The organism is Pseudarthrobacter sulfonivorans (assembly GCF_001484605.1).
Classification (GTDB): Bacteria; Actinomycetota; Actinomycetes; order Actinomycetales; family Micrococcaceae; genus Arthrobacter; species Arthrobacter sulfonivorans_A.
Genome location: NZ_CP013747.1, coordinates 1,561,859 through 1,584,357, shown reverse-complemented (window position 1 = coordinate 1,584,357; position 22,499 = coordinate 1,561,859). Strand labels below are relative to the sequence as shown.

General features: G+C 65.9%; 24 protein-coding genes, 1 tRNA gene and 1 riboswitch. Of the genes, 14 read left to right on the top strand and 11 right to left on the bottom strand.

What is annotated here, in order from left to right; translation table 11 throughout:
- Nucleotides 1–5 precede the first annotated feature (5 nt).
- The 4 genes from AU252_RS06940 to AU252_RS06925 form a co-directional block, all read right to left on the bottom strand.
- On the bottom strand, nucleotides 6–629 hold the full coding sequence (locus tag AU252_RS06940) for a hypothetical protein (protein WP_058930088.1): 624 nt from the start codon (nucleotides 627–629) through the stop codon (nucleotides 6–8).
- A 72-nt stretch (nucleotides 630–701) separates the two neighbouring features.
- Nucleotides 702–2,048, bottom strand: coding sequence for a hypothetical protein (locus AU252_RS06935; RefSeq protein WP_058930087.1), 1,347 nt, complete (start codon nucleotides 2,046–2,048; stop codon nucleotides 702–704).
- 70 nt (nucleotides 2,049–2,118) lie between these two features.
- On the bottom strand, nucleotides 2,119–3,195 hold the full coding sequence (locus tag AU252_RS06930; RefSeq protein WP_083510300.1) for an NAD(P)H-dependent flavin oxidoreductase: 1,077 nt from the start codon (nucleotides 3,193–3,195) through the stop codon (nucleotides 2,119–2,121).
- 135 nt (nucleotides 3,196–3,330) lie between these two features.
- A complete protein-coding gene (locus AU252_RS06925; protein ID WP_058930086.1) occupies nucleotides 3,331–3,540 on the bottom strand; it encodes a hypothetical protein in 210 nt (69 codons plus the stop codon).
- 210 nt (nucleotides 3,541–3,750) lie between these two features.
- Here AU252_RS06925 and AU252_RS06920 point away from each other — a divergent pair, with 210 nt between their 5' ends.
- Both AU252_RS06920 and AU252_RS06915 read left to right on the top strand, forming a co-directional pair.
- Entirely contained in the window at nucleotides 3,751–4,092 is a 342-nt protein-coding gene (locus AU252_RS06920; RefSeq protein WP_058932798.1) for a hypothetical protein, read from the top strand.
- Nucleotides 4,093–4,197: 105 nt separating this feature from the next.
- A complete protein-coding gene (locus AU252_RS06915; RefSeq protein ID WP_058930085.1) occupies nucleotides 4,198–4,977 on the top strand; it encodes a type 1 glutamine amidotransferase domain-containing protein in 780 nt (259 codons plus the stop codon).
- A gap of 219 nt (nucleotides 4,978–5,196) precedes the next feature.
- On the opposite strand, the gene AU252_RS06910 is transcribed toward AU252_RS06915, so the two are convergent.
- Nucleotides 5,197–5,286 (bottom strand) — tRNA-Ser (locus AU252_RS06910).
- A gap of 236 nt (nucleotides 5,287–5,522) precedes the next feature.
- Between AU252_RS06910 and AU252_RS06905 the strand changes: the two genes are divergently transcribed.
- From AU252_RS06905 to AU252_RS06885, 5 genes are all read left to right on the top strand, one after another.
- A complete protein-coding gene (locus AU252_RS06905) occupies nucleotides 5,523–7,190 on the top strand; it encodes an HNH endonuclease signature motif containing protein (RefSeq protein ID WP_083510299.1) in 1,668 nt (555 codons plus the stop codon).
- Nucleotides 7,191–7,391: 201 nt separating this feature from the next.
- A complete protein-coding gene (locus tag AU252_RS06900) occupies nucleotides 7,392–8,423 on the top strand; it encodes a zinc-dependent alcohol dehydrogenase (RefSeq protein ID WP_058930083.1) in 1,032 nt (343 codons plus the stop codon).
- A 3-nt stretch (nucleotides 8,424–8,426) separates the two neighbouring features.
- Nucleotides 8,427–8,828 carry a 6-pyruvoyl trahydropterin synthase family protein gene (locus AU252_RS06895; RefSeq protein WP_058930082.1) on the top strand — a complete coding sequence of 134 codons (402 nt, stop codon included), beginning with the start codon at nucleotides 8,427–8,429 and terminating at the stop codon, nucleotides 8,826–8,828.
- A 4-nt stretch (nucleotides 8,829–8,832) separates the two neighbouring features.
- Nucleotides 8,833–10,086: a glycosyltransferase gene (locus tag AU252_RS06890; RefSeq protein ID WP_083510298.1), complete on the top strand. Its 1,254-nt coding sequence runs from the start codon at nucleotides 8,833–8,835 to the stop codon at nucleotides 10,084–10,086.
- A gap of 3 nt (nucleotides 10,087–10,089) precedes the next feature.
- Nucleotides 10,090–11,388 carry a DNA glycosylase AlkZ-like family protein gene (locus AU252_RS06885; protein WP_083510297.1) on the top strand — a complete coding sequence of 433 codons (1,299 nt, stop codon included), beginning with the start codon at nucleotides 10,090–10,092 and terminating at the stop codon, nucleotides 11,386–11,388.
- An 80-nt stretch (nucleotides 11,389–11,468) separates the two neighbouring features.
- Here AU252_RS06885 and tadA read toward each other — a convergent pair whose 3' ends face one another.
- Nucleotides 11,469–11,975, bottom strand: coding sequence for a tRNA adenosine(34) deaminase TadA (gene tadA, locus AU252_RS06880; RefSeq protein WP_058930081.1), 507 nt, complete (start codon nucleotides 11,973–11,975; stop codon nucleotides 11,469–11,471).
- 72 nt (nucleotides 11,976–12,047) lie between these two features.
- Between tadA and AU252_RS06875 the strand changes: the two genes are divergently transcribed.
- From AU252_RS06875 to AU252_RS06860, 4 genes are all read left to right on the top strand, one after another.
- Nucleotides 12,048–12,791, top strand: coding sequence for a phosphatase PAP2 family protein (locus AU252_RS06875; protein WP_058930080.1), 744 nt, complete (start codon nucleotides 12,048–12,050; stop codon nucleotides 12,789–12,791).
- 42 nt (nucleotides 12,792–12,833) lie between these two features.
- Nucleotides 12,834–13,469 (top strand): uracil phosphoribosyltransferase, encoded by a 636-nt coding sequence (upp, locus tag AU252_RS06870; protein WP_058930079.1) that lies wholly within the window; start codon nucleotides 12,834–12,836, stop codon nucleotides 13,467–13,469.
- Between the two features lie 62 nt (nucleotides 13,470–13,531).
- Entirely contained in the window at nucleotides 13,532–13,906 is a 375-nt protein-coding gene (locus AU252_RS06865) for a VOC family protein (protein WP_058930078.1), read from the top strand.
- Between the two features lie 45 nt (nucleotides 13,907–13,951).
- Nucleotides 13,952–14,650 carry an HAD-IA family hydrolase gene (locus tag AU252_RS06860; RefSeq protein ID WP_058930077.1) on the top strand — a complete coding sequence of 233 codons (699 nt, stop codon included), beginning with the start codon at nucleotides 13,952–13,954 and terminating at the stop codon, nucleotides 14,648–14,650.
- A gap of 71 nt (nucleotides 14,651–14,721) precedes the next feature.
- Here the strand turns inward: AU252_RS06860 and AU252_RS06855 are convergent, their stop codons facing one another.
- From AU252_RS06855 to AU252_RS23805, 4 genes are all read right to left on the bottom strand, one after another.
- The gene (locus tag AU252_RS06855; RefSeq protein ID WP_058930076.1) at nucleotides 14,722–15,450 is read right to left on the bottom strand and encodes a hypothetical protein; all 729 of its coding nucleotides are present in this window, start codon (nucleotides 15,448–15,450) and stop codon (nucleotides 14,722–14,724) included.
- Between the two features lie 5 nt (nucleotides 15,451–15,455).
- A riboswitch (cyclic di-AMP (ydaO/yuaA leader) is annotated at nucleotides 15,456–15,608 on the bottom strand.
- 100 nt (nucleotides 15,609–15,708) lie between these two features.
- On the bottom strand, nucleotides 15,709–17,262 hold the full coding sequence (locus AU252_RS06850; protein WP_058930075.1) for a sensor histidine kinase: 1,554 nt from the start codon (nucleotides 17,260–17,262) through the stop codon (nucleotides 15,709–15,711).
- 7 nt (nucleotides 17,263–17,269) lie between these two features.
- Entirely contained in the window at nucleotides 17,270–18,010 is a 741-nt protein-coding gene (locus tag AU252_RS06845; protein WP_058930074.1) for a response regulator transcription factor, read from the bottom strand.
- A 291-nt stretch (nucleotides 18,011–18,301) separates the two neighbouring features.
- Nucleotides 18,302–18,631: a hypothetical protein gene (locus AU252_RS23805; protein ID WP_157768949.1), complete on the bottom strand. Its 330-nt coding sequence runs from the start codon at nucleotides 18,629–18,631 to the stop codon at nucleotides 18,302–18,304.
- On the opposite strand from AU252_RS23805, the gene AU252_RS06840 reads away from it, so the two are divergent.
- Together AU252_RS06840 and AU252_RS06835 are read left to right on the top strand one after the other, a co-directional pair.
- Entirely contained in the window at nucleotides 18,630–19,496 is an 867-nt protein-coding gene (locus tag AU252_RS06840; RefSeq protein ID WP_058930073.1) for a winged helix-turn-helix domain-containing protein, read from the top strand. The two genes, AU252_RS23805 and AU252_RS06840, sit on opposite strands and share 2 nt — an antisense overlap.
- Before the next feature lie 296 nt (nucleotides 19,497–19,792).
- The gene (locus AU252_RS06835) at nucleotides 19,793–20,320 is read left to right on the top strand and encodes a SixA phosphatase family protein (protein WP_056342603.1); all 528 of its coding nucleotides are present in this window, start codon (nucleotides 19,793–19,795) and stop codon (nucleotides 20,318–20,320) included.
- Between the two features lie 11 nt (nucleotides 20,321–20,331).
- Here the strand turns inward: AU252_RS06835 and AU252_RS06830 are convergent, their stop codons facing one another.
- Nucleotides 20,332–21,330 (bottom strand): LysR family transcriptional regulator, encoded by a 999-nt coding sequence (locus tag AU252_RS06830; RefSeq protein ID WP_083510558.1) that lies wholly within the window; start codon nucleotides 21,328–21,330, stop codon nucleotides 20,332–20,334.
- Between the two features lie 72 nt (nucleotides 21,331–21,402).
- On the opposite strand from AU252_RS06830, the gene AU252_RS06825 reads away from it, so the two are divergent.
- Entirely contained in the window at nucleotides 21,403–22,431 is a 1,029-nt protein-coding gene (locus AU252_RS06825; protein WP_058932796.1) for an EamA family transporter, read from the top strand.
- Nucleotides 22,432–22,499 lie beyond the last annotated feature (68 nt).

Sequence of the window (22,499 nt, the reverse complement as noted above, 5' to 3'; positions counted from 1 at the left end):
CGGAGTCAGGAAAGCACGACGGCGGAAGGCGGGCCGCGTCGGCTGTGTTGCCTGAGGTTCCGCCAGGGGCAGAGGGGGAGAACCGCCGGTGGGCCGGGCACCGCCGGCGGTGTGCCGGCGTCGGGCGTTACTGCTTCGGGGAGCCGGACGAGGGGCCTCAGCCACGCGGCCAGAGCCCACAGCGCAGCTTCACCCTTGGTAAGCAGGAGGGCGCACGCGCCGGTGGCGAGTGCGTGGGTCAGGAACATCAGGATGCCCGCGGATCCGGAATCGTGGACGTGTCCGGTGGCAGCGATGACGGGCGCGGCGGCGCCGGCGAGGTGGGCGTTATGGAGCCCGGAGGCGGCAGCGCCTACAGCGGTACCCGACGAACTGAAGACCGTGAAGGCTTCGTGCAGGATGAACTGTCCCGCGCCGAGGACAGTGAGCATGGCTGGAAAATTGAGTCGCAGCCTCGTGGCCGTGGTGGCTGCCAGGACTGTCAGTGCGAGCACGGCCAGCAGGATGCCTGGGGCGGGAAGGTCGCCGCCGCCGGCCACGTGGGCGCCTGCGGCAAGTGTCAGGATTCCCGTGGACAGGGAGGCGGCGCGAAGGAAATGGAAGGGTGGCCGGGCGTGGTTGGTGCGCACGGATCCTCCTTATTTCGGTCACCGGTGACGGGCTTCAGTCGCGTTCTTCCAGTGTTCTGCAACGTTCAGATTCTACCGGCCTTTGGGCGGGCCACCGGTGTGTGACGGGCGGTGCAGCGCGATCACGTTGGACGGGGATTCTGTGGCGTCGGATGGCTCGTCTGCCAACTTCAAGAAACCCATTGCCAGCTCGAGGCACTGGATGGCCACCGGGGGAACTCGGTAATCGGTCGTCGCCTCCACTAATCCCAGTTCGGCGAGCAGGGACAGCTTCCGCTGTGCCTGGAGGGCCGCGAACGACGCGTAGATCTCTTCGAGGTCCGTTTCTTCGAGTTCCGTGTCTTCAAGGTCTACGTCCTGAAGCAAGGCGCCTTCAAGGTCCGGCGACGCCATCCGTTCGAGTTCCGCCACGGGCATTGGTTCATCGGTGGTGCCATATGTGAGGACGGCCAGCAGTGTCCCGGCTACCGCTTCCTGGTCCCACCCCTGGTCCTCGTCGGTGAGCACTCCGACCAAAAGGACCACCGACAGCATCCGGCGGATGTCCAGCCGTTCCTCGGTATTCGTGCTGTTCCAGGCGGCCACTTCCGGGCCGGGAACGGCTTTGGTGGATCCGAGCCTGATGAGGTTTGCCCCCACCAGGGCTGACCAGATCTCGCGGAGCACCGGTACGTCGTGCATGGTTCCGACTTCCAGCAACGTTTTGGGCCGGCTCTCGGCAGTTTCCAGATCGAAAAGTGGGAGGGTCCGACTCGCGGCCCGCTTTCCACGGGCATGTACTCCTACGGCTGCGGCTGCCGGCTCGATGTCCTTAAGCCGCAGGGCACCCGTGCTGGTGATTTCCTTGCCGGTTCCGATCCAGTCCAGCAGGGAGGTGGCATGCTGGATCAGCGGCATGGCATTGAACGCAGCCTCCTGGTGGTCGTCGCTGAGGTCAGGTACCTGGATAACCGGCAATTGCGGGACAGCCGCGGCGATACCGTTTCCCAGCGCAGCATGGAGTTCCTCGTAGGCGGCGTCCGAGCCGCTCCAGCGGCCGGTCGCTTTCAGGAAATGGATGTACGAGTGAAGGGCGAAGAAGATGTCGTCCAAGGCCTCGTCCATGTCGTCGGGGTCCAACGACGCCGCAATTGCACCGGCCGCCTGCACCACGCCGTCACTGTCGATAGCGGTGGCTGAACTCGAACCATTGATGGCGTGTTGCGCAGTGAGAAAGAGTTTGACCAGCTCGAGGCACTCGAAGGCATCGGCCGGGTCCGGGGCTTCAGCCGCGTTCCATTGAAGAAACTCGACAGCCATCGAGTCAATTGCCCGATGGTTCAGGACCAGCTGCAGCGGCATCTTGGGGGCCGAGGGAACAGCCTTGAGGTGCCGCCGGTCCTTGTCCTTGCTCTTGGATTTGCCGGTCTTTTTGGTCAAGGATTGCCTCCGGTGTCAACAGGCGATCGTCCCACATTCGATGGCTGGGGTAACCGCGGATGTATCGAGCTTACAAAGCCGGACTGCCGGCGAGCAGTTCCGCCAGGACATCAGCGGCGGAGTCATGCCGGATCAGCGGTGTGGCCTGCCCCGCCCAAAGCGACATAAGCTCCGTGTTTCCCTGGGCGGCTGCCTCCGGGCGGAAGCGGCCGGTGAGCCAGTTCTGGACGGGGAACGGGGCTATGGCGCGCTCTGACAGTTCGGCGATGATGCGGTTGGGGATGCCGCGGGCAAGCCGTCCGCTGAGGGCTCTTGTCAGCACTGTTTCCCGCGCGGCCGGACTGTGGAGGATGGCCCGGTATGCAGGGACGGCCGCGGATTCGCGGGTGGCCAGGAACGCCGAGCCCACCTGGACCGCTTCGGCGCCGAGGGCTCGTGCAGCAGTGTAGCCGCGGCGGTCTGCAATGCCGCCGGCGGCGATTACCGGAATCCCGACGGCGTCAACCACCTGCGGAACCAGTGCAAAAGTTCCGATCAGGGACTCCTCCGCGGGCTTCAGGAACGAGACGCGGTGGCCGCCGGATTCCATGCCGCTGGCAACCACGGCATCCACGCCGCCTGCTTCCAGGGCAACGGCTTCCGCGACCGTGGTGGCGGTTCCCACCACGACAATTCCACGCCGGTGCGCCGCTTCAACCAGTTCCGGCGCGGGCACACCGAACACAAAGCTGACGACGGCGGGACCCGCCTCCAGGGTTGCCTCCACCTGCTCGTCGTAGTCGGGCAGGTAGCGGTCCGGCATGAGCGGAAGCGGCAGGCCCAGTTCGTCAAAGTACGGCTTCAGGGTCCCGACGTAGTGGTCGAAATCCGGCTGGGGGAGCGAGGTGGCTTCGTCGCCGGTGGGAATCCAGAGGTTGAGGGCGAACGGCTTCGCCGTTGCCTTCTTGAGCTCGGCAGCTGTGTTCCGAATGGCGTCGGCACCGTAACCGTAGAGGCCGTAGGAACCCAGCCCGCCGCCGTCGCTCACGGCTGCTGTCAGCTCCACCGAAGAGACGCCACCGAAGGGGCCCAGCACCACCGGAACGTCCGTGCCGAACAATTCGGTGATGCGGTTTGGGCTGGCTGAGGTGCTGTTCTCGAGAGTCATGCGGTGGCTCCTGGCAGATCGACGTCGGCTTCAGGACTCAGTCTCGCAGGGCTGGTGGGCGCTGCCCAACCGGTGGCTGGGTTCAGTCCGTTTCCGGGCCTGAGCAGTAATGGCAGTCGTCGGGGCAGGTATCGGTCACGGCTGGCTCCAGGTGAGTTCGAAGCCGTCGCTGACATGGAAGAGCCTGCGGCCGCCCACCGGCGTCCTGACCCAGACGGTCTCGCCGTCCGTTGTCCTGTTGTCCACGGCGCCGGCGTACTCGGTGTGGCCGTTCCGGGTCAGCAGAACGGTGTCGCCCACCTGGACGTCGTCCCATTGGCCGGGGGCATTAACGCGATTCGTCATCGAAGTCACGGTTCTTCCTTTAAGGATCGGGTGCCGGGCAGGTGTGCCGGGTCCACTTCATACAACCCGAAGGGCTCTGGTCTGCTCAATGGAGGATATGACCACTCTTGCTACGGTCGTTTGTGCAGGCATCCAGTAGGGCCATGTACCGCGGCATGGGGCGGGGCTAGACTGCTGGCGTAAGTGGCCAACTACCTCAGGGAGCACGTGATGAACTACTCAGGGACTGGCAACGAGAAAGCGATTCCGGCCAGTGAACTTAACAGGACCCACGTGGGTCAGACCGTCAGTTTTGAGCCAGACGAATTCACGCTGGTGTTCGGAAAAATCGCGGCCATTGCGCGCAAGGAAGGCGGCGTGACCATCGCCCTGCAGGGCGTCGAAGGAAGCGGCGGCCTGCAGTCCAGTTACAGCCTCCCGGGCAGTCAACACGTCTACCTTCAGCCGGACATGCTGACGAATACCGAATCCACCATCAAGGATCTCTTCGGCAAGGTCCAGGAAAACCTGCGCGGCGGGCACAAGGGAGATGACAGGACGGACAAGCTCTGACGGAGGAGCTGTCCGCCGGGTACAGCCAAGGCCCTTGCCTTCGAAGACGGGGAGGGCCCGAATTGGGCTGGGCGTAGGGTGGAATTTAGACGGAAGGAGCACTTCATGAAGAAAATCCTCATGGTACTGACCAGCGTTTCCGAGATCGGTGATACCGGAGAGAAGACCGGGTACAACGTCGCCGAGGCCGCACATCCCTGGAAGGTCTTCAAGGATTCCGGGCATTTCGTCGACTTCGCGTCCATCCAGGGCGGCCAGCCCCCGCGCGACGAGGTGGACTCAAAAGATCCCATCCAGGTCGCCTTCACGGAGGACGAGACCACACGCGCCGGTCTCTACAACACTGCCCGCGTTGACGTCGTTGATCCCGAGCAGTACGACGCCGTCTTCCTCGTGGGAGGCCACGGCACCATGTGGGACTTCCCGGACAGCGAAGGCCTGCAGAACCTCGTAGCCAGCGTCTACAACGCCGGCGGCGTGGTGGGCGCTGTCTGTCACGGGCCGGCCGGACTGCTTAAGGTCGAGTTGGCCAACGGCTTTCGGCTGGTCGAGGGCAGGAAGGTCGCTGCCTTCACCAACGACGAGGAGGTTGCCGCAGGGAAGGACAAGGTCATCCCGTTCTTTTTGGCAGACCGGCTTGAGGAACAGGGCGCTACCCATGTCTCCGCTGGTATCTTTGAGGAAATGGTCGTGGTCGACGACCGGCTGGTGACCGGCCAGAACCCGGCCTCGGCCGCCGGCGTGGCCAAGGAGATGGAGAAGCTCCTGGCAGAGGTCATCCACCAGGAAAAAGCCGAGGAGCAGCACGTGGCGGAGGCGCTGCGCGCCGAAAAGGACGCCGAGAAGAGCGCCAGGAAGGCTGCTGCGGCAGGTACCGAGCACTAACGCCCGCAGCGCACTGACACTGGCGGCCGCCTCGACGACGGGGCGGCCGCCAGTCGGCGTATTGGCGCCGGCAACAACACTGTCCAACGCATCGCCGACCTGCTTCAGGTTTTCGCGCTCCACGATCTACGGCAACGTCAGCAAATCAAGGGGCTAAGTTTGGGGCAAAACAAAACCCCCACTTCCCTTTGTTATAAGGGAAGCAGGGGCCTTGCCAATTGGCGGTGACGGTGGGATTTGAACCCACGTTGGCTTTGACACCAAACAACATTTCGAGTGTTGCACCTTCGGCCGCTCGGACACGTCACCAACCTGAATAGGTTACCGGAGCATACCGCCCATCCACAAAACGGCAGGCGTTCAGCCCCCGGATGGTGCGAAGGGATCCTTAAGCCCACTCCAGCGCCCGAGCGACACTTGAGGCTCTCAACTGCAGTGTCGCGGCTGGCGGTTCGGGTGGCAACCTTGAGGTCGGGTGATCAGGGTTATGCACATAGCCCTTCAGCCTCGCCGTTATTGTCACACCCTCCGGGGATGATTTGGGTATGGATAGCAGAGCAGCTGTAGAGACGGCGGAGGCGCTTTCTGTGTCCTTCGCTGAGCTTGCGTTTGTGATCCGTGAGGGTGTCGAGGCCTCGGGATCCGGTGGTGCTGATCCGCTGCATCGGAGGTCCGAGCTCGCCCTGCAGACGCTGGCTGCCGTGGCCCGCGGGGAGGCGAAGATGGCGGCCCTGAAAGTCCAGGCGGTCGCCGACTATGACGACGCTGCCCAAGCGCTGACGGGTCCGGCCACGTCACCTGAGGACAACACCGGACAGGAGATGGCCGTGGTCGCGGAGGTCGCGTGCGTGCTCACGGTGAGCGAACGGTCCGCTGGGGCGCTGTTGGCCGAGGCCCACCAACTCACCACCAGGCTGCCCCTGACCTTGTCCGCGCTGCAGGCAGGGCAGATTTCCTGGCAGCATGCCCGGATCATGGTCGACGAAACCACCAACCTTGACCGGCCGGCCGCTGCGGCGTTGGAGGCGCATTTCCTGGACGCCGCCGCCGTGAATCCTGCCCGGGGTTGCCTGGCCGGTGGGCTCGTCCCCGGGCGGTTCCGGCACAAGGCCCGGACCTGGCGGGAACGCCACCATCCGGTCAGCATCGAAAAGCGCCACACCCGGAGTGCAGCCGACCGGCGCCTGGAGTATGCCCCGGACCGTGATGGCATGGCCTGGCTCAGCGCGTATCTGCCCGCCGATCAGGCCGCGGGGATCTGGGACCGCACCACTACAGCCGCCAGGGCCCTGCAAGGCCCGGACGAAGGGCGGACCCTCAGCCAGATCCGCGCCGACACCGCCGCCACCTGGCTCCTCGGCGGCACCGGTGACCAGGCAGATATCGACGGCGGCGGAGTGGTTGCTGGTGTCCCGTCGCCGCGGGCTCAGGTACTTGTTACGGTCCCTGTGTTGTCACTGTTAGGTGTCACTGATGAGCCGGCCATGCTGGACGGGTACGGCCCGATCCCGCCGTCCATGGCCCGCCGTCTCGTAGCGAACGGTGCGGAGTCCTTCCACCGGGTCCTGATCGACCCGCGGGACGGTGCCCCGCTGGAGATCGGGCGGACCAGCTACCGGGTCACGAAAGCCCAGCGCCAATGGCTCAGACTTCGCGACGGGAAGTGCCCGTTCCCCGGCTGCAGCAACCAGTCCCTCGACAACGAAGCGGACCATCTCCTCGCCTGGGCCAAAGGAGGCAGCACCGGGATCAGCAATCTCGGCCAGCCATGCCACAAACACCACCGGCTCAGACACACCACGGCCTGGAAACCTACCACCGCAACCAAGAACGAACCACCCGGCTGGAAATCACCGACCGGACGTCACTACGCCAGCGAACACCCCGACTGGGAACCACCCCAGTGGCCAAAACTCCGGCCACAACAACAGCCGGGCCAAAAGTCAGAGCTGGTTCTCCATGCTGATCCGCGTGGACTCAGATATCCAGGTGCACCCGTAGTCGAAACTCCCGGCGGCACCTTGGAGGACGACCCATCTCCAGAGCGGCACGGCGTCAATATTCACGGCATCGACTTTGACCGGGCTGGCCCAAATGAGCCCGGCGATGAACTGTCCGACTATGCGCTGTTCCCGGACGACACGCCGCCCGACGGACCCATGCCCGAAGACCCCTACCCGAACTGGGACTTCACTGCCCACAGCACTGTCTGACCGCCAGCCCCAAGCGGCGGCAGGGCCGCATTTGGTCTGAGGCAGAGTCGGGGCGGGCAGAACAGGGCTGCCTCCCATCAACCGTGCGAACCATCAACAGCGCGAACGGACAGTTATGGCCCCGATTCCAAGGGCTCCAAGTGTCCGTTCGCGCCGGGTGGGTGTCGCGGAGAGCGCTCGCGGACTAGATTCATAAGCAAGATGACCAAGTCACGAAAAGAAGCGCAGGCGACCGCATACTGGACCACGGGCCCGGAACACGGCGAGCTCCGCAACGAGGCCCTGCCCGCTCCCGGGCCCGGCGAAGCTTTGGTCCGTACGCTGTATTCAGGCATCAGCAAGGGCACGGAAATTGTTGTGCACAAAGGCTCCGTCCCGCCCCGCGTGGCTGCGGAAATGCGCGCCCCGCACCAGGAGGGTACCTTCCCGTCGCCCGTGAAGTTCGGATATCTCTCGGTGGGCGTCGTGGAGGAGGGGCCCGAAGGATGGGCAGGCCAGAAAGTCTTCTGCCTCAATCCGCATCAGGACCGCTACGTCATTTCCACCGACGCCCTCACCAGGATTCCCGACGGCGTCCCCGCCCGCCGCGCCGTCCTCACCGGCACCGTGGAAACCGCCGTCAACGCCCTCTGGGAAGCCGGACCGAGGCTGGGGGACCGGATCGCCGTCGTCGGCGCGGGTCTGGTGGGTGGAATGGTGGCGACCCTGCTGCGGACTTTCCCGCTGGCCCGCCTGCAACTCGTGGACGTGGACTCGGAACGCAAGCAGTTGGCGGACAGGCTCGGCGTGGAGTTCACCCGCCCGGATGATGCCAAACCCGACTGCGACATCGTGTTCCACTGCTCCGCTTCCCAGGAAGGCCTCGAACGCAGCCTGCAGCTGGCCGGCGATGAGGGGGAGATCATCGAGATGTCCTGGTATGCCAACCGCAAGATCACGCTGCCGCTGGGTGAAGACTTTCACGCACGCAGGCTATCCATCCGGGCCAGCCAGGTGGGCGTGGTTGCCCGGGCACGGCGGCACCGCCGGACCACGGCCGAGCGCCTGGAATTGGCTGTTGAGCTCCTCAAGGACCCGGTCTTCGATGTATTCCTCACCGGTGCCTCTCCGTTCACGGACCTGCCGGCAGTAGTGCAGAACCTAGCCGACGGCACGCTCGAAGCCCTGTGCCATGTGATCGAATACCCCAACGCAGACAGTCCCGCAGAATCCGACGCCAAAGACAGGAAATAGCCCGTGTTCAGCCTGACCGTCCGACGCCACTTTATGATCGCCCACAGCCTCCCGCGGGAGGTATTTGGCCCGGCCCAGGCCCTCCACGGGGCGACGTTCGTGGCGGAGGTGACGTTCCGCCGTCGTGCGCTGAACCAGGACTCGATCGTCCTGGACATCGGAGCCGCCGGCGGCATCATCGAGAACGTGCTGTCCGGCCTCAACTACAAAAACCTGGACGAACACCCGGACTTCGAAGGGAAGCTCAGCACCACCGAGGCGCTCGCGGAATACATCGCCCACGCCGTCGCAGCGAAGCTCACGGATGACGGCGACGGCGACGGCCGCGAGCTCGCGGGGATCGACGTCACCCTGCGCGAAAATCCGGACGCGTGGGCCACCTACACCCTCGACCTGTCCGCCTGATCCCATGTTGGTCAGGTTCCTGGTCCCCGCCAATATCCGCCACAACTCCGGCGGCAATGTCTACAACGCGCGGCTCACCCTAGGCCTGAGATCGTTGGGGGTTGCCGTGGAGATGCTGGCGGTGGAAGGTTCGTGGCCTGACGCCAGCGCTGGAGACCGACGGCGGCTGGGCGGCCTGCTGGGCGCCTGGGACCCAAGGTCGGACCCCCCGCAGGCGGACATCACCCCGGAAACGGTCACCCTCGTGGACGGGCTGATTGCGTGCGGTGCGCCTGGCGAACTGGAGTACGCCGCGGCCGCCGGACAACACACCTGGGTCCTGCAGCATATGCCGTCGCCCAGCCACCCCGACGGCGAGGGGCGGGCACTGCGGGCGGCCGCCGGAGTGATCTGCACCAGTTCGTCCGCAGCGGCCTCGGCGGCAGAAAAGCACGGGCTCCGCGCCAGCCGGGTTGTCTTGCCCGGGACGGACGCGGCACCGGTGGCGTCAGGTTCGGCCCCGCCCCACATCATTGCGGTGGCCGCGCTGCTGCCCAACAAGGACCAGTTGCTGACCGTGGCCGCGCTGGGCCGGCTCCAGGACCTCGCCTGGACAGCCTCCCTGGTAGGAACGTACGACGCCGATCCCGCCTATGCGGCACAGGTCCGGGCAGCCATTGCCTCCTCTGGAATGGAGGACAGGGTGCGCGTGACCGGCCAGCTCACCGGGACCGAACTGGCGAACGAATGGAACCGGACAGACCTGAGCCTTCTTGTGTCGCGGGCCGAAGCCTTTGGGCTTGTGGTGACGGAATCGCTGGCCCACGGCATTCCCGTCATCGTGAGGGAGGGAACCGGCGCCGTGGACGCGCTGGGCCTCGCCGGGAGACTCGCCGGGAGACTTGCCGGCAGGCTCGCGGGAAGACCGGACGGCGAGCGTGGTGGTGAACGTGATGGCGGGACATCTGCGGTGCCAGGTGCCGCCGTCGGACTCGCCGGACCCGAAGGCGACGCACCTCGTGGCAACGGACCTGAAGACCACCACGCGGACGTGCTCGCTGCCGTGATCCGGCAGTGGCTGGTGGACGAATCCCTCCGCGCCGGCTGGCGTTCCGTTGCCCTGGCGGCACGGGAACGGCTGCCCGGCTGGGACTCCACCGCCCGGAACATCCTGGAAATCCTCGGCACGCCTGCTAAAACGCCTCATGCCAAATCGCCCACTGAAGAAATCTCCGCCGAGGGGATGCCTACCGCTGCGCGTACGGCCGGTGGACAATAAGCCATGACCACGCTGCCGACCTCCGCCGCCGTATTGACCCCCCAAGCTGTGATCCCCCAAGCCGTGACCCCACAATCCTTCAGCCAAGATGCCCCGAGCCAAGATGCCCCGGATCCTCAGGTGCTCACTCCGGAGCTCCTCAGGGCATGGGCCTGGCACAAGCAGGGCCTCGACGGCACATTCCAGGGCGCGGATGCCGCCGACGTGTTTAGCAGAGCGGGCTGGGCCCGTTCCGTCGGCGGCGCCAACCCGTACCTCACGCTCTTTGCCCGCGCCGGCACTAGCCGTGAGCGGGCGGATGCCGACGTCCTGTCGCTGAACATCCATGAGCTGCCCACCGCCCGCGGCTGCACCTATGTGCTGGGACAGGAGGACTTCGCGTGGGGCCTCCAGATTGGCCGGGACGCTGCCGTGGCGCCGTTCCGTGTGCTGGCAAGAATGGGCGTCGAGCGCGGCGAGATCACGCTGCTGGAGGAGGAGATCCTCCACGCCCTCGCCGAGGCCGGCCACCCGCTGGACCCCAAACAGCTCAAGGATCTCCTGGGCGATTCGGTCCGGAACCTCGGCGAGGAGGGCAAAAAGAAGGGCGCGGCCACCACGTTGCCCACGGCCTTGGGCCTCCTCCAGGCGGACGGCCGGATCCGGCGCGTGCCCGCCAACGGCCGGCTGGATCAGCAGCGCTACGCCTACACACTGTGGGGTTTGCCGCCCACCGCCATGGACGACGAAGCCGCCCGCAGCCTCCTGCTGCAGCGCTATCTCGGCTGGACTGGCGGCGCCACGGTCAAGCAGTCGCAATGGTTCACCGGGTTCACCCTGGCCCACACGAAGGCAGCGTTGGCCGCCACTGGGGCGGTGGAGGTTCCCACCGCCAACGGTGAGGTGCTGTGGATGATGCCCGACGACGTCGGGCGGCTTGCGTCGTTCGAGGCGCCGGCGGAGGAACAGATTCAGCTGCTGGCCGGCACGGATTCGTTGGTCCTGCTCCGCAGGAACTCGGGGGATCTGTTTGCCGAGCAGGACAAGGGTAAGCAGGTCCTGGGGTCCACGTTGGCGTTGCAGGCTGACCTGCCGGATCATCCCATCTTCGACCGCGGCCGGATCATCGGGCTGTGGCAATACGATCCCGGGAAATCACGGATTGCCTATTGGCTCTTTGACGGGGCCACACCCGCAGTATCCCGGCGCATCGCCGAGGTAGAGGCCTGGATCCGGGACGAGCTGGGGGACTTCCGCTCGTTCAGCCTGGACTCGCCGGCCTCGCGCCAGGACAGGATCGACGCCCTGGATGCCGCAGGCTGAGAGTCGTGCAGGCAGGTGAGAGCGCTACAGCAGGCCCGAGACGAATTGCAGCCCCCTACGACCCGTCACAGCACGACCCGTCACAGCTGGCTGCGGTGCACTGCGAAGAAGTCCCTGAGGATCGCTCCGCACTCCTCTTCCCTGACCCCGCCGTACACCTCAACCCAGTGGTTGAGCCGGCGCTCGCGGAGGATATCGAATACCGAGCCCGCCGCTCCGGCTTTCTCATCCCAGGCACCGAAGACCACGCGGGGAATCCTGGCCAGGACCACCGCGCCGGCGCACATGGCGCACGGCTCCAGAGTCACCACGAGCGTGCAGTCGGCCAGCCGCCAGCCGTCCCCGGTGCCGCCGTCGAGCTTGGACAAGGCACGCAACCGGTCAGCCGCCTGCCGGATGGCCACCACCTCCGCGTGGGCAGTCGGGTCTCCCAGCTCTTCCCGCTGGTTCCGTCCGGAACCCAGCACGGCGCCGTCGGGCCCAATTACTACCGCGCCGATGGGCACGTCCTCGGTGGCCAGCGCGCGCCGGGCTTCGTCCAGGGCAAGACCCATCCATTCGAGGTGGTTCTTTTCTGCGGCGACCATGGCTCAATGATAGTTTCGAAGGATATCCAGCCTACAAAGCATTGACGCCGGGGAGGCATCGTGGACAGATTCATGGACCGTCTGGGCCAATGGTTCAAACCATATGCCGCGCTGTGGATCACGATGCTGGTGGGGGGAGCACTGGTGATGACCATGGCACTGCTGGGCGCCGAGGTTTATAACAACGTGGTGGACGAAGAGGGACTGGCCGCCCTGGACCTGCCCGCGCTGGAACTGTCCCAGGAATTGCGTAGCCCCGCGCTGTCCGCCGGAGTAACGGCATTTACCAACATCGGCGGGGGCATCGGCATGCCCATTCTGGCGAGCATCCTGACGGCCTGGCTCACGTTCCTGAGCCGGACTTGGCGGCCCATCATCCTGGTGGGCGGCGCAGCGGCCGTCTCCACACTGGCAACGACGGTGGGCAAGCGGCTGGTGGGCCGCACCCGCCCGGACCATTCCGAAGCGGTCCCGCCGTACGAGACTTCGCCGTCCTTCCCCAGCGGCCACACCCTGAACACGACGGTGGTGATCGGTGTCCTGGTGTACGTGATGTGCCTTCAGTTCGAGATGCTGTGGGCGCGCATCACGGCCATCACCGCCGGGGTGATCTTCTTCATCGCGATGGGCCTGAGCAGGGTGTTCCTGGGCCACCACTGGCTGACGGATGTGATGGCCGGCTGGTTCCTTGGCCTTGCCTGGGTGGGAATGGTGATCCTGGCGCACCGGCTGTTCCACGTGCTGCGGAAACGGGAGCACGCGGGCCCGGCCCCCACGTTCGAACACCCCGCCCTGCGGGACGATCCGTCGAGCTGATTCCCGGCCGGACGCTGCCCGCGCGGGTGATAGTTTTGACGCATGCGCACTCTCGTTGTGGACCACCCGCTGGTCGCCCATAAGCTCACCGTCCTGCGGGACAAGAACACTCCGTCACCGGTCTTCCGGCAGCTGACGGAAGAGCTGGTGACCCTACTGGCCTACGAAGCCACCCGTGAGGTCCGCACCCAGCCGGTCACCATCGAGACGCCGGTCAGCACCACAGTGGGCACCGCTTTCACCAAGCCCACGCCTCTGGTGGTTCCCATCCTGCGCGCCGGGCTCGGCATGCTCGAGGGCATGACCAAGCTGGTCCCCACCGCTGAGGTGGGCTTCCTGGGCATGGCCCGCGATGAGGAAACCCTGGACATCATCACCTACGCGGAGCGGCTCCCGGAGAACCTGACGGACCGGCAGATCTTTGTGCTGGATCCGATGCTTGCCACCGGCGGAACCCTGCGCGAAGCCATCAAGTTCCTGTTCAAGCGCGGAGCCTCCGACGTCACGTGCATTTGCCTCCTGGCCGCGCCGGAAGGCCTGGCCAAGCTCGAAGAGGAACTGGCCGAGGCCAACGTCACCATCGTGCTGGCCTCCATTGACGAACGGCTCGACGAGAAGTCCTACATCGTTCCCGGGCTGGGCGACGCCGGAGACCGCCTGTACGGCATCGCCGGCTAGGACGGGGCTGCTCAAGGATTCAAGTCTTCCGCTTTCCTGCCGCCGCCGTTAGCCTGTGGCGCATGGACTGGAAACTTGAACTCGTTTTTGTGCCCGTATCCGACGTTGACCGCGCCAAGGATTTCTACGTCAACAAAGTTGGATTCAACCCGGATTTCGACGAGCGGCCCATGGATGGCATCCGCTTCGTCCAGCTGACCCCGCCGGGATCCGCCTGCTCCATCTGTATTGGCGAGGGCCTCAATGACGCCCCTCCGGGTACGGCCCCAAGCCTGCAGATGGTGGTCAGCGACATCCAGGCTGCCCACGACCACCTCAAGGGCAACGGTGTGGAGGTCAGCGACATAGACATCCAGGCCTGGGGGCACTTCGTCTATTTCGCGGATCCCGACGGAAACAAGTGGGCGGTGCAGTACATCCCGGGCCGTGACGCCTAAGGGCGCGGCGCCTGGGGTCGCGACGGCTAAGGCAAAATAGGCAGCATGAACATCCCCACACCTGCCGCCACACGAGCACCTGCCGCCACACGAACACTGACCTGCCGGGCCGTTCTTTTCGATATGGACGGCACACTGGTGGACTCCACGGCAGTAGTGGAGGAGGTCTGGGGAGAATTCGCGGCCCGGTACGGCCTGGACATCGCCGAAATCCTGCGCACTTCGCACGGCGTCCAGGCTGCCGATACCGTACGCCGGTTCGCGCCGGAGGGAGCCGACGTCGTAGCGCTCACTGCGGAACTGGGCGCCATGGAACGGGTGCGGACAGCCGGTATCATCGCGTTGCCGGGGGCTGCCGACCTGCTTCGCAGCCTCCCGGCCCAGGCAGTGGCGCTGGTGACTTCAGCGGACAGGACCCTGGCGGACATCCGCATGGACGCTGCCGGGCTGGACATGCCGGCCACGGCCGTGACGGCGGACCTGGTCACACGGGGCAAGCCGCACCCGGAAGGCTATCTGATGGCCGCCGGTCTGCTGGGCGTCAATCCGGAGGACGCCGTGGTGTTCGAGGATGCGCCCGCCGGAATCGCGGCAGGCGTTGCCGCCGGTATCCGGACGGTGGCCGTGGGTCCCAATGCGGGCGAGCTGCCGGCAGGCGTGCTGCATATCGCGGATTACCGTGCCGTGACCGCCTCCGTGGAAACGGACGCCGCGGGACGGCAGCTCATTTCTTTCCGGCTTTGACGCCGGCGGATCGCTTTCGTGATCCGCCGGCGCAGCTCAGCGACGCCAGCCGCCGGCGCCGCTCAGTCGGCCTAGTACCAGTTGTGCGACAAGTGGAAGTTCAGCGCGCCGCACGGTGACTGGTAGCGCTCCTGGATGTAGTTCAGGCCCCAGTTGATCTGCGTGCGGTAGTTGGTGACGTAGTCCGCGCCGGCGCTCGCCATCTTCTCAGCGGGCAATGACTGGACGATGCCGTACGCGCCGCTGCTGGCGTTGGTGGCCGTGGTGGTCCAGTCGGATTCCTTGGTCCACAGCGTCTGCAGGCACTGCATCTGGTCAGCGGACCAGCCGTAGGTTGCCAGCTGCCCCGCCGCGTACGCCTGGGCTCCTGCGGGATCGTTGACGGCCACAACAGGGGCAGGCTCGGGGGCCGGAGCAGGAGCGGCAGCGGGTTCCGGTGCCGGGGCAGGTGCCGGATCGGCGGCCTGGGGCGCGACGTTGATTTCAGCCGGAGCCGCTTCCGGAGTGGCCGGGGCCTGGATCTCAGCCGCTTCGAAGCTGAGCTTCGACTGGGCGTTCTCTTCTTCGGCGGCCTGGTTGGCGCTGGCCGCAAGCGAGGCCGACTCGGAAGCGTGTGCTGCGGCGCTTACACCGACCAACAGGGCGCACGCGGTGGCGAACACCGCGACGCGCTTGCCCACGGAGGGAATCCGGGCGGCCTTGGAAAGTGGGGACATAGCTGCGCCGAAGCGGGTCTGCTTGCGGTGGCTATCGGACTTGTTGTCGCCCTGCGGGCGCGGTTCTACCTTGAATTCAGACATGATGGATCGCCTCTCACACCTGCGGAGTTAGCTGTCGGGTTCGGATGAGGGCATCCGGCCACACGGCACAATCACGTGTTGGCTTAACCCCAAAGGGCACTTGGTGCCCGGGACGGTGGGTCCCCCGCCTCTGCCTCTGAAAACGGAATCCGGGAAGCGGCAGAGCTTGGCGTCATCCGGATATGCGGCCCAAACGGGAACCACACCTCATCGACGCTACAGGAGCTGGAAGCTTAAGTCACATTTTGGTAACAGGAATCACGACGACGGTGTGTCGCCTTGCTGGGCTCGGGTGTCAGTGGGTCGCGCCAGCGCGCCGGCAGGGAAGAGTAACGCGAACTCCGTCCGTCCGGCCCGCGATGTCACTTCCACGCTCCCGCCGTGGGCCTCCATGATCGACTGGACAATGGACAGGCCCAAGCCGCTAGTGCCTTCGGACGCCCCGGCGCCCGAGGCCGGCGCCGTACCCTTGCGCGCCGCGTCTGCGCGGGCAAACCGGGAGAAAACGTGGTCAACGAATTCCGCAGGGATGCCCCCGCCGTCGTCCGTTACCGTCACCGCTGCGCCGCCATTGGCAGACTTCGTGACAGCGGTGACCACCGTGGTCCCCGGTGGCGTGTGCTTGCGCGCATTGGAGAGCAGGTTGACAAGCACCTGACGCAGTTGGGACCCATCACCCGTGACGGCGAGCGGCTCGTCAGGCAGTTCAAGGCGCCAGTGGTGGTCCGGGGCGATGACCTTCTCGTCACTGACGGTTTCGATCACGAGTTGTGTGAGGTCTACTTCGCTGAGCTTCAGGGGCTGGCCCTCATCGAGCCGGGCAAGCAGGAGCAGATCCTCCACCAGGGTGGTCATGCGTTCGGACTGGCTTTGGACCCGGGCCAGGGATTTCCGGCCGTCCGGCGTGAAGTCCTCGGTCATCCGCATCAGCTCCGTGTACCCGCGGATGGCGGTCAGCGGGGTGCGCAGCTCATGGGAAGCGTCGGCAACAAACTGCCGCACCTTGGTCTCGCTCCGCTGCCGCGCCTCGAGTGCGTTGGCGACGTTGTCCAGCATCAGATTGAGGGCGTGCCCTACGCTGCCCACTTCGGTTCCGGGATTGGAGTTCGACGGCGGGACGCGCACCGCGAGTGCCACCTCGCCCGCGTCCAGAGGGAGCCGGGCCACCCGGGTTGCAACCTCGGAAAGCTGCTCCAGAGGCTTCATGGTGCGCCGGATCAGCACGGTTCCCGCCAGTCCGATCAGCGCCAGGCCGCCCAAGGAGACAAACACAAAGGTCCACACAAGCGATGCCAGCGTGCTCTCCTTCGCGGCGAGCGGAAGGCCCGTGACAAGGACATCGCCGTAGCCGGTTTGCACGGCCACAATCCGGTAATCCCCGTTGGACAGCGAGCGGTTCACGGGAAGGCCGTACTGCGTCAGCGCCAGCAGGGTCTGCTTGTCCTCGGCGTCGAGGGCCAGGCGCGTGGTGTCCGAGTCCAGGAAACCGCCACTGGGGATCTGGCCGTCCAGGATCCGCGCATTCAGCGTTCCGACACTCTGCCCGCGGGAGTCAAGCGGGTCCGGCCTGCCGTTGAATCCGCCCAGGGGCGGGCGGCCCGGATCGTTCGAGCGTTTGGCGGCCTGGCTCAGCTGTTGATCCAGTTGCCCGGTGAGAAAGGAATCCATGGACGCGTAACTGAACAGCCCCACGGCGCCGCAGATGGCCACCAGCAGGGCCATGGCCAACAGGATCAGGCGCGTGCGCAGATGCCAGGTGTCCGGTTTCAGCCAGCTCCGGGCTGGTGCTGGGGTTGCTCGCGGCGAGGACATGGAGCTGCTACTCAGCCGGCTTGATGACGTAGCCGGCGCCCCGCACGGTATGGATCATGGGCGGGTGCACTGCATCCACTTTCTTGCGCAGGTAGGAGATGTAGAGCTCCACAATGTTGGCCTGGCCGCCGAAGTCATAGTTCCAGACGCGGTCCAGGATCTGGGCTTTGCTGATGACGCGTTTGGGGTTCTCCATGAGGTACCGGAGCAGCTCGAACTGGGTGGCGGTGAGCTGGAGGGCGTCGCCCGCACGGGTCACTTCGCGGGTGTCGATGTTGAGGATAAGATCGCCCACCACAAGTTCGGCAGTGTCCATCGCGGCAACGCCGGAGCGCTGGACCAGGCGGTGCAGCCGCAGCAGGACCTCTTCCATGCTGAACGGCTTGGTCACGTAGTCGTCCCCGCCGGCCGCCAGGCCCACGATCCTGTCCTGGACAGCGTCCTTGGCAGTCAGGAAAAGCGCAGGTACCTCGGGCGCGAAGGCGCGGATCCTGCCCAGCAGCTCAACGCCGTCGAACCCTGGCAGCATCACGTCCAGTACCAGGACGTCCGGGCGGAACTCCTTGGCAAGCTTGACGGCCTCCGGGCCGTCCGAAGCCACGGCAACAGACCAGCCGGCCATGCGCAGCCCCATGCTCATGAGCTCGGAAAGGCTGGGTTCGTCGTCAACCACCAGGGCGCGGATGGGGGAGCCGTCCGGGTGGGTCAGTTGGGGAAGGTTGTTGGTCATGGAGTGCGAAGTGGCCATGGGACAACTCTCCGATCATTCGGTTAGCCCGCGCTATGGGGTTCCTGTGCGCACGCTGTGAATCCCAGCCTAGCGAGCTGGATGGGCGATCTGGGCGGCCGGGCGGGACGCCGATAATCCTCAGGCGGCCGCCTTCTCCGCTGGACAGGCGGCAAAACCCAGCAGGGAATCTTGGCAAGTAATTGGCCGGTGAATTTGAAGGTCTTGGTATGGCGAAAGGGCGAACATTGTTCGCCGGAGAGGGCCATTTACGCACCCTTGGCGGACAACAACTCCTATTTTGCCGCCAAATCAGAATGGTGATCTGTAACACAAATCCGCATTTTGTCTCAGTATGCGGAACGTTGCACCCATTGTTACTTGCAAGTTTTCATTGTTACGTTGCACACTTTCAATTGTGAACAAGAACTCAACAGCACCTGCAGCCGCAGAATATTGGCCCAGCACATCCGCTGCTGCCGACATGCGCTGTTGTCGAATGCACGCCTGATCTTCAGACCCCACGAAGTTCTTAGGCATTCGCCCCCAGCCCAGCGTAGGGCGCCATCCCCAGATTTCATTGCGGGGACAACCAGCATTCGAGCCGCGATGACGGCCATTCACATTGAGGTAAGCATTCATGTCAGTTGCATCCGGATACGTCCACATCTCCGTCCGTAACGCAGGCAAGGCCGGCCAGGCTTCCGGCCTCCGCCAGGGGTTCGGTGCCCGACCGGCGTTCGCCCCGGCTGCCCCCGGAGCCAGCTTTCCTGCCCCCGGCTACGCACCCCAGGGCTACAACCCCAGTTCCTACGGCCAGCTCCGCGCCGTCCAGCCTGCCGAAGCCGCGCCGCTGACCGCGCCCACTCCGGTGATCGCGGGACCCAGCAGTGTTCGCCCGGTCGCCAATGACACCGTGGCCCGCGGATTTGTCCTCTACATGGGCATCGACGAGGAGACCGCGGCGGCTGCCGGAACCTCCATTGCCAAACTTGCCCAGGAAATCCGCGCATACGCGCAGTCACTCGTGACCGGTGCTGAAAGCTACGCGGCCGTGGCCGTGGCCCCGGCCGGCACCCCCGGTTCCGCGCTCGACGTCGTCCGCTCCACCTTTGGTGACCCCACCGTGAACGCGCAGAAGCGCGCCGAGACTGCCCGGCTGCAGCAGCCCCAGGACCCGCGCCCGTCCGGCGTCCTGATCGACCTCGCCCGCCGCGAAGTCCACCTGGACGGCGAATCCCTGAACCTGACCTTCAAGGAATTCGAACTCCTGAACTACCTGGTGGAAAACGGCACCCGCACGGTTGGCCGCGATGAACTGCTTGAGGGCCTGTGGCGCAACGCCGAGGAAGTCCCCAACGAGCGCACCATCGACGTCCACATCCGCCGTCTCCGCTCCAAGCTGGGCCGCCTCGCCAACACCGTCCGTACCGTCCGCGGCCAGGGCTACCGCTTCTACGAGCACCCCGAAGTGATTGTCTGGGCCGCTCCGGAATACTCGATCTAGTCCTTCAGCGACGCACCAAAGCGGCATTTCGCCGTGCCTTAGACACCTCCTTCGTTCCTCAGTCGGCGATGCGGCACTACGCGAAATGCCGCTTTTGTGCGTTCGGGACCAGCGGGTGTTGGCCTCCGCAGCTGATTCGACGGCGGTGTGGCCCGGGTTTGTCACGGGGAGCATGCTTTTGGCTTACGTTGCCGAGGTCGGGCCCGGCATTCCGCGGGCCAGGACTCTCTGTCCCGCCAAAAGCGTGCTGGGCGTGACGGGCGGCGCCGTGGGTCTTGCGGGTCTAGGCTTGGGGGATGAGCGACCACCACATCAAACGCCTGGTGATCATGCGGCACGCCAAGTCCGACTGGCCCGGCGGTGTGGCGGATCATGAGCGGCCGCTGGAGGAACGGGGGCACCGCGAGGCGCCCCTGGCCGGCAAGTGGCTGGTCAAACACGGCATCCTCCCGGATTTCATCCTGTGTTCCAGTGCGCTGCGCACCCGGCAGACCTGCACCTGGGTGTGCTCTGAACTGGGGGATAAGGCCCCGACGCCGAAACTTGAGGACGGACTCTACGCCGCCTCTGCGCTGCGGATGCTCGCCGTGGTCAATCACGTGCCTGATACCGTCACCACGCTGATGCTCATCTCGCATATGCCTGGCGTCCAGGACCTCGCCATGCACCTGGCCTCCCGCGACTCAAACCACGACGCCTACATGGACGCCGCCACCCGCTACCCCACCAGCGCCCTCACGGTGCTGGAAACGGAAAAATCCTGGGCCGAGCTGGATGGGCAGGACGCCCGGCTGACCAAGTTCAAGGTCCCGCGGGCGCACTGACGCCATAGGGCTCAAGGTCCCGCGAGCCCACTAACGCCACGGGATCCACTGACCCCATGGGACCTACCGACCTCACGGGATCCACTGACCCCATGGGACCCGGCGACCCCACGGGACCCGGCGACCTCCCGGAGCAGTCCGGCGACGTGCTGGATGCCCGGGCTGGCCGCCATGGTGCGGCGGTACACGATGCCCACCTGCCTGACCTGCGTGGGGTTGACCAGGGGCAGGCCGACGACGTCCGCAGGCAGCACGGGCCGGCCGAGGCGGGGGACCAGCGCCACAACGGCTCCCTGCTCCACCAGTGCGATGTGGGTTGCGAAGTCTGGATCGTAGACCCTGATGTCCGGCACCCGGCCAAGGTCGGCGAAGATCCTCAGTAGGGCCTCGTTGCAGATGGCTCCGTGCGGCGTGCTGATCCAGCGCTCGTCCACCAGATCCGCCGGTTCCACCTGGCCGCGTCCTGCCAAGGGATGGTCGCGGTGCACCAGGACGTCCGCTACGTCCTCGCACAGCCACTCGAGTTTCATGTGCTCCGGTATCACCAGCGGGACGGAGTTCCAGTTGTGGACCACACCCAGGTCCGCCTCCCCGTTGGCCACCCGCGCCACGGCTTCCCGCGGGTCCTCGGCCAGCACGCTGAGGTCCAGGTCCGCTCCGGATGCAGCCAGCCTGCCCAGCAGCGGCCCCACGAGGCCCCTGCAGGCCGTGGAAAAGGCAACAACCTTGAGGTGCCCGGTCGGTTTGGCCGGATCCGCCAACAGGGTGGATTCCAGTTCCTCGAGCTCCGACAGGATGCGCCGGCCGTACGCTGCCAGCGTGAGCCCCCGCTCGGTCAGCAGCACGCCGCGGCCGCGGCGTTCCAGGACGGGGAATCCGGTCTGTTTCTCCAGCTTCTTGATCTGCTGGGAGACTGCCGACGGACTGAAGCCAATTACCTCCGACGCCGCTATGACCGAACCGTGCTGTTCAATCGCCGCCAAGGCCCGCAGTGAGCCGATCTCAATCATGAAGCAAACGTACATGATTCGACGCAGAATTCAACGCTGGTGCTTCATCTGACGGTCTGCAAGAGTGGGACCGTGAATCTCCGACACTCCCTCCTTGCCGCCCTGGTCGCCGTTCTCTGGGGCCTGAACTTCGTGGCCATCGACTTCGGCCTGCATGCGAACGGCCGTGAGGTTCCCCCGCTGCTGTTTGTGGCAATGCGGTTCCTCCTGGTGGTCTTCCCCTGGATCTTCTTTATCAGGAAGCCTGACGTCAGCTGGAAGGCGATCATCGGCGTCGGCGTCTTTATGAGCGCGGGCCAGTTCGGCCTCCTCTACCTGGCCATGGCGCTGGGCATGCCGGCAGGCCTCGCCTCCCTTGTCCTCCAGGCGCAGGTGCTGCTCACTGTCCTCCTGGCCGCCGGGTTCCTGCGCGAGCGCCCCAGCCGGAGCCAACTGGCCGGCGTCGTTCTTGGCGTTGCGGGGCTGGCCGTGGTGGCCGTCGGCCGCAGTGCCGTGGCACCGGTGCTCCCGCTCATCATCGTCCTGGGAGCCGCGCTGTCCTGGGCGGCCGGAAACGTCATTGCGCGGAAGGCCAAGGCCGCCTCCGGGCTGGGGCTGGTGGTCTGGTCCGGCGCAGTGGTGCCCGTGCCCCTCGCCGGACTGTCGCTGCTGGTGGACGGGCCGGACGCGGTGTTCGGCACGCTGGCAGACCTCCAGCCGGCCACGATCCTGAGTGCGCTGTACACAGCCATTTTCGCGTCGCTCGTGGGGTATGGGATCTGGAACCGGCTCCTGGCCAGCTATCCGTCGTCGGCCGTGGTGCCCTTTACGCTGCTGGTTCCCGTGGTGGGCATGAGCGCGGCCTGGCTGGCGTTGGGGGAGGTGCCGACGCCGGCGGAACTGGCTGGCGGGTTGCTCCTCCTGGGCGGGGTGGCGACTGCCGTGCTCACCGGACGCGGCCGGCAGGTGCTGCGGCTGGGTCAGCGGCGCGGCGCCGGTTTGGCGCCCGTCCTGGTGCCCGGTTTGGGTGCCGGTTTGCGGACCGGGGAGGCGGACGACGACGGCCGCTTGGCTGCTGAGGGTGGCATCCGGGCGGGCGCACGGGAGCCTGACGCGCGCTGACCGCTGGCGGCACCCCGGGGTGCCGCGCCCCGGGCCGCGGTGGCTCCGGTTGCCGGGCGCCGCGCAGC

Coding starts and splice junctions, on each gene's coding strand:
- AU252_RS06930 (WP_083510300.1), bottom strand. CDS start 3,195: ATGACTCTCGAGAACAGCACCTCAGCCAGCCCAAACCGCATCACCGAA.
- AU252_RS06925 (WP_058930086.1), bottom strand. CDS start 3,540: ATGACGAATCGCGTTAATGCCCCCGGCCAATGGGACGACGTCCAGGTG.
- AU252_RS06920 (WP_058932798.1), top strand. CDS start 3,751: ATGAACTACTCAGGGACTGGCAACGAGAAAGCGATTCCGGCCAGTGAA.
- AU252_RS06915 (WP_058930085.1), top strand. CDS start 4,198: ATGAAGAAAATCCTCATGGTACTGACCAGCGTTTCCGAGATCGGTGAT.
- AU252_RS06905 (WP_083510299.1), top strand. CDS start 5,523: ATGGATAGCAGAGCAGCTGTAGAGACGGCGGAGGCGCTTTCTGTGTCC.
- AU252_RS06900 (WP_058930083.1), top strand. CDS start 7,392: ATGACCAAGTCACGAAAAGAAGCGCAGGCGACCGCATACTGGACCACG.
- AU252_RS06890 (WP_083510298.1), top strand. CDS start 8,833: ATGTTGGTCAGGTTCCTGGTCCCCGCCAATATCCGCCACAACTCCGGC.
- AU252_RS06885 (WP_083510297.1), top strand. CDS start 10,090: ATGACCACGCTGCCGACCTCCGCCGCCGTATTGACCCCCCAAGCTGTG.
- tadA (WP_058930081.1), bottom strand. CDS start 11,975: ATGGTCGCCGCAGAAAAGAACCACCTCGAATGGATGGGTCTTGCCCTG.
- AU252_RS06875 (WP_058930080.1), top strand. CDS start 12,048: ATGGACCGTCTGGGCCAATGGTTCAAACCATATGCCGCGCTGTGGATC.
- upp (WP_058930079.1), top strand. CDS start 12,834: ATGCGCACTCTCGTTGTGGACCACCCGCTGGTCGCCCATAAGCTCACC.
- AU252_RS06865 (WP_058930078.1), top strand. CDS start 13,532: ATGGACTGGAAACTTGAACTCGTTTTTGTGCCCGTATCCGACGTTGAC.
- AU252_RS06860 (WP_058930077.1), top strand. CDS start 13,952: ATGAACATCCCCACACCTGCCGCCACACGAGCACCTGCCGCCACACGA.
- AU252_RS06855 (WP_058930076.1), bottom strand. CDS start 15,450: ATGTCTGAATTCAAGGTAGAACCGCGCCCGCAGGGCGACAACAAGTCC.
- AU252_RS06850 (WP_058930075.1), bottom strand. CDS start 17,262: ATGTCCTCGCCGCGAGCAACCCCAGCACCAGCCCGGAGCTGGCTGAAA.
- AU252_RS06845 (WP_058930074.1), bottom strand. CDS start 18,010: ATGGCCACTTCGCACTCCATGACCAACAACCTTCCCCAACTGACCCAC.
- AU252_RS06840 (WP_058930073.1), top strand. CDS start 18,630: ATGTCAGTTGCATCCGGATACGTCCACATCTCCGTCCGTAACGCAGGC.
- AU252_RS23805 (WP_157768949.1), bottom strand. CDS start 18,631: ATGAATGCTTACCTCAATGTGAATGGCCGTCATCGCGGCTCGAATGCT.
- AU252_RS06835 (WP_056342603.1), top strand. CDS start 19,793: ATGAGCGACCACCACATCAAACGCCTGGTGATCATGCGGCACGCCAAG.
- AU252_RS06830 (WP_083510558.1), bottom strand. CDS start 21,330: ATGATTGAGATCGGCTCACTGCGGGCCTTGGCGGCGATTGAACAGCAC.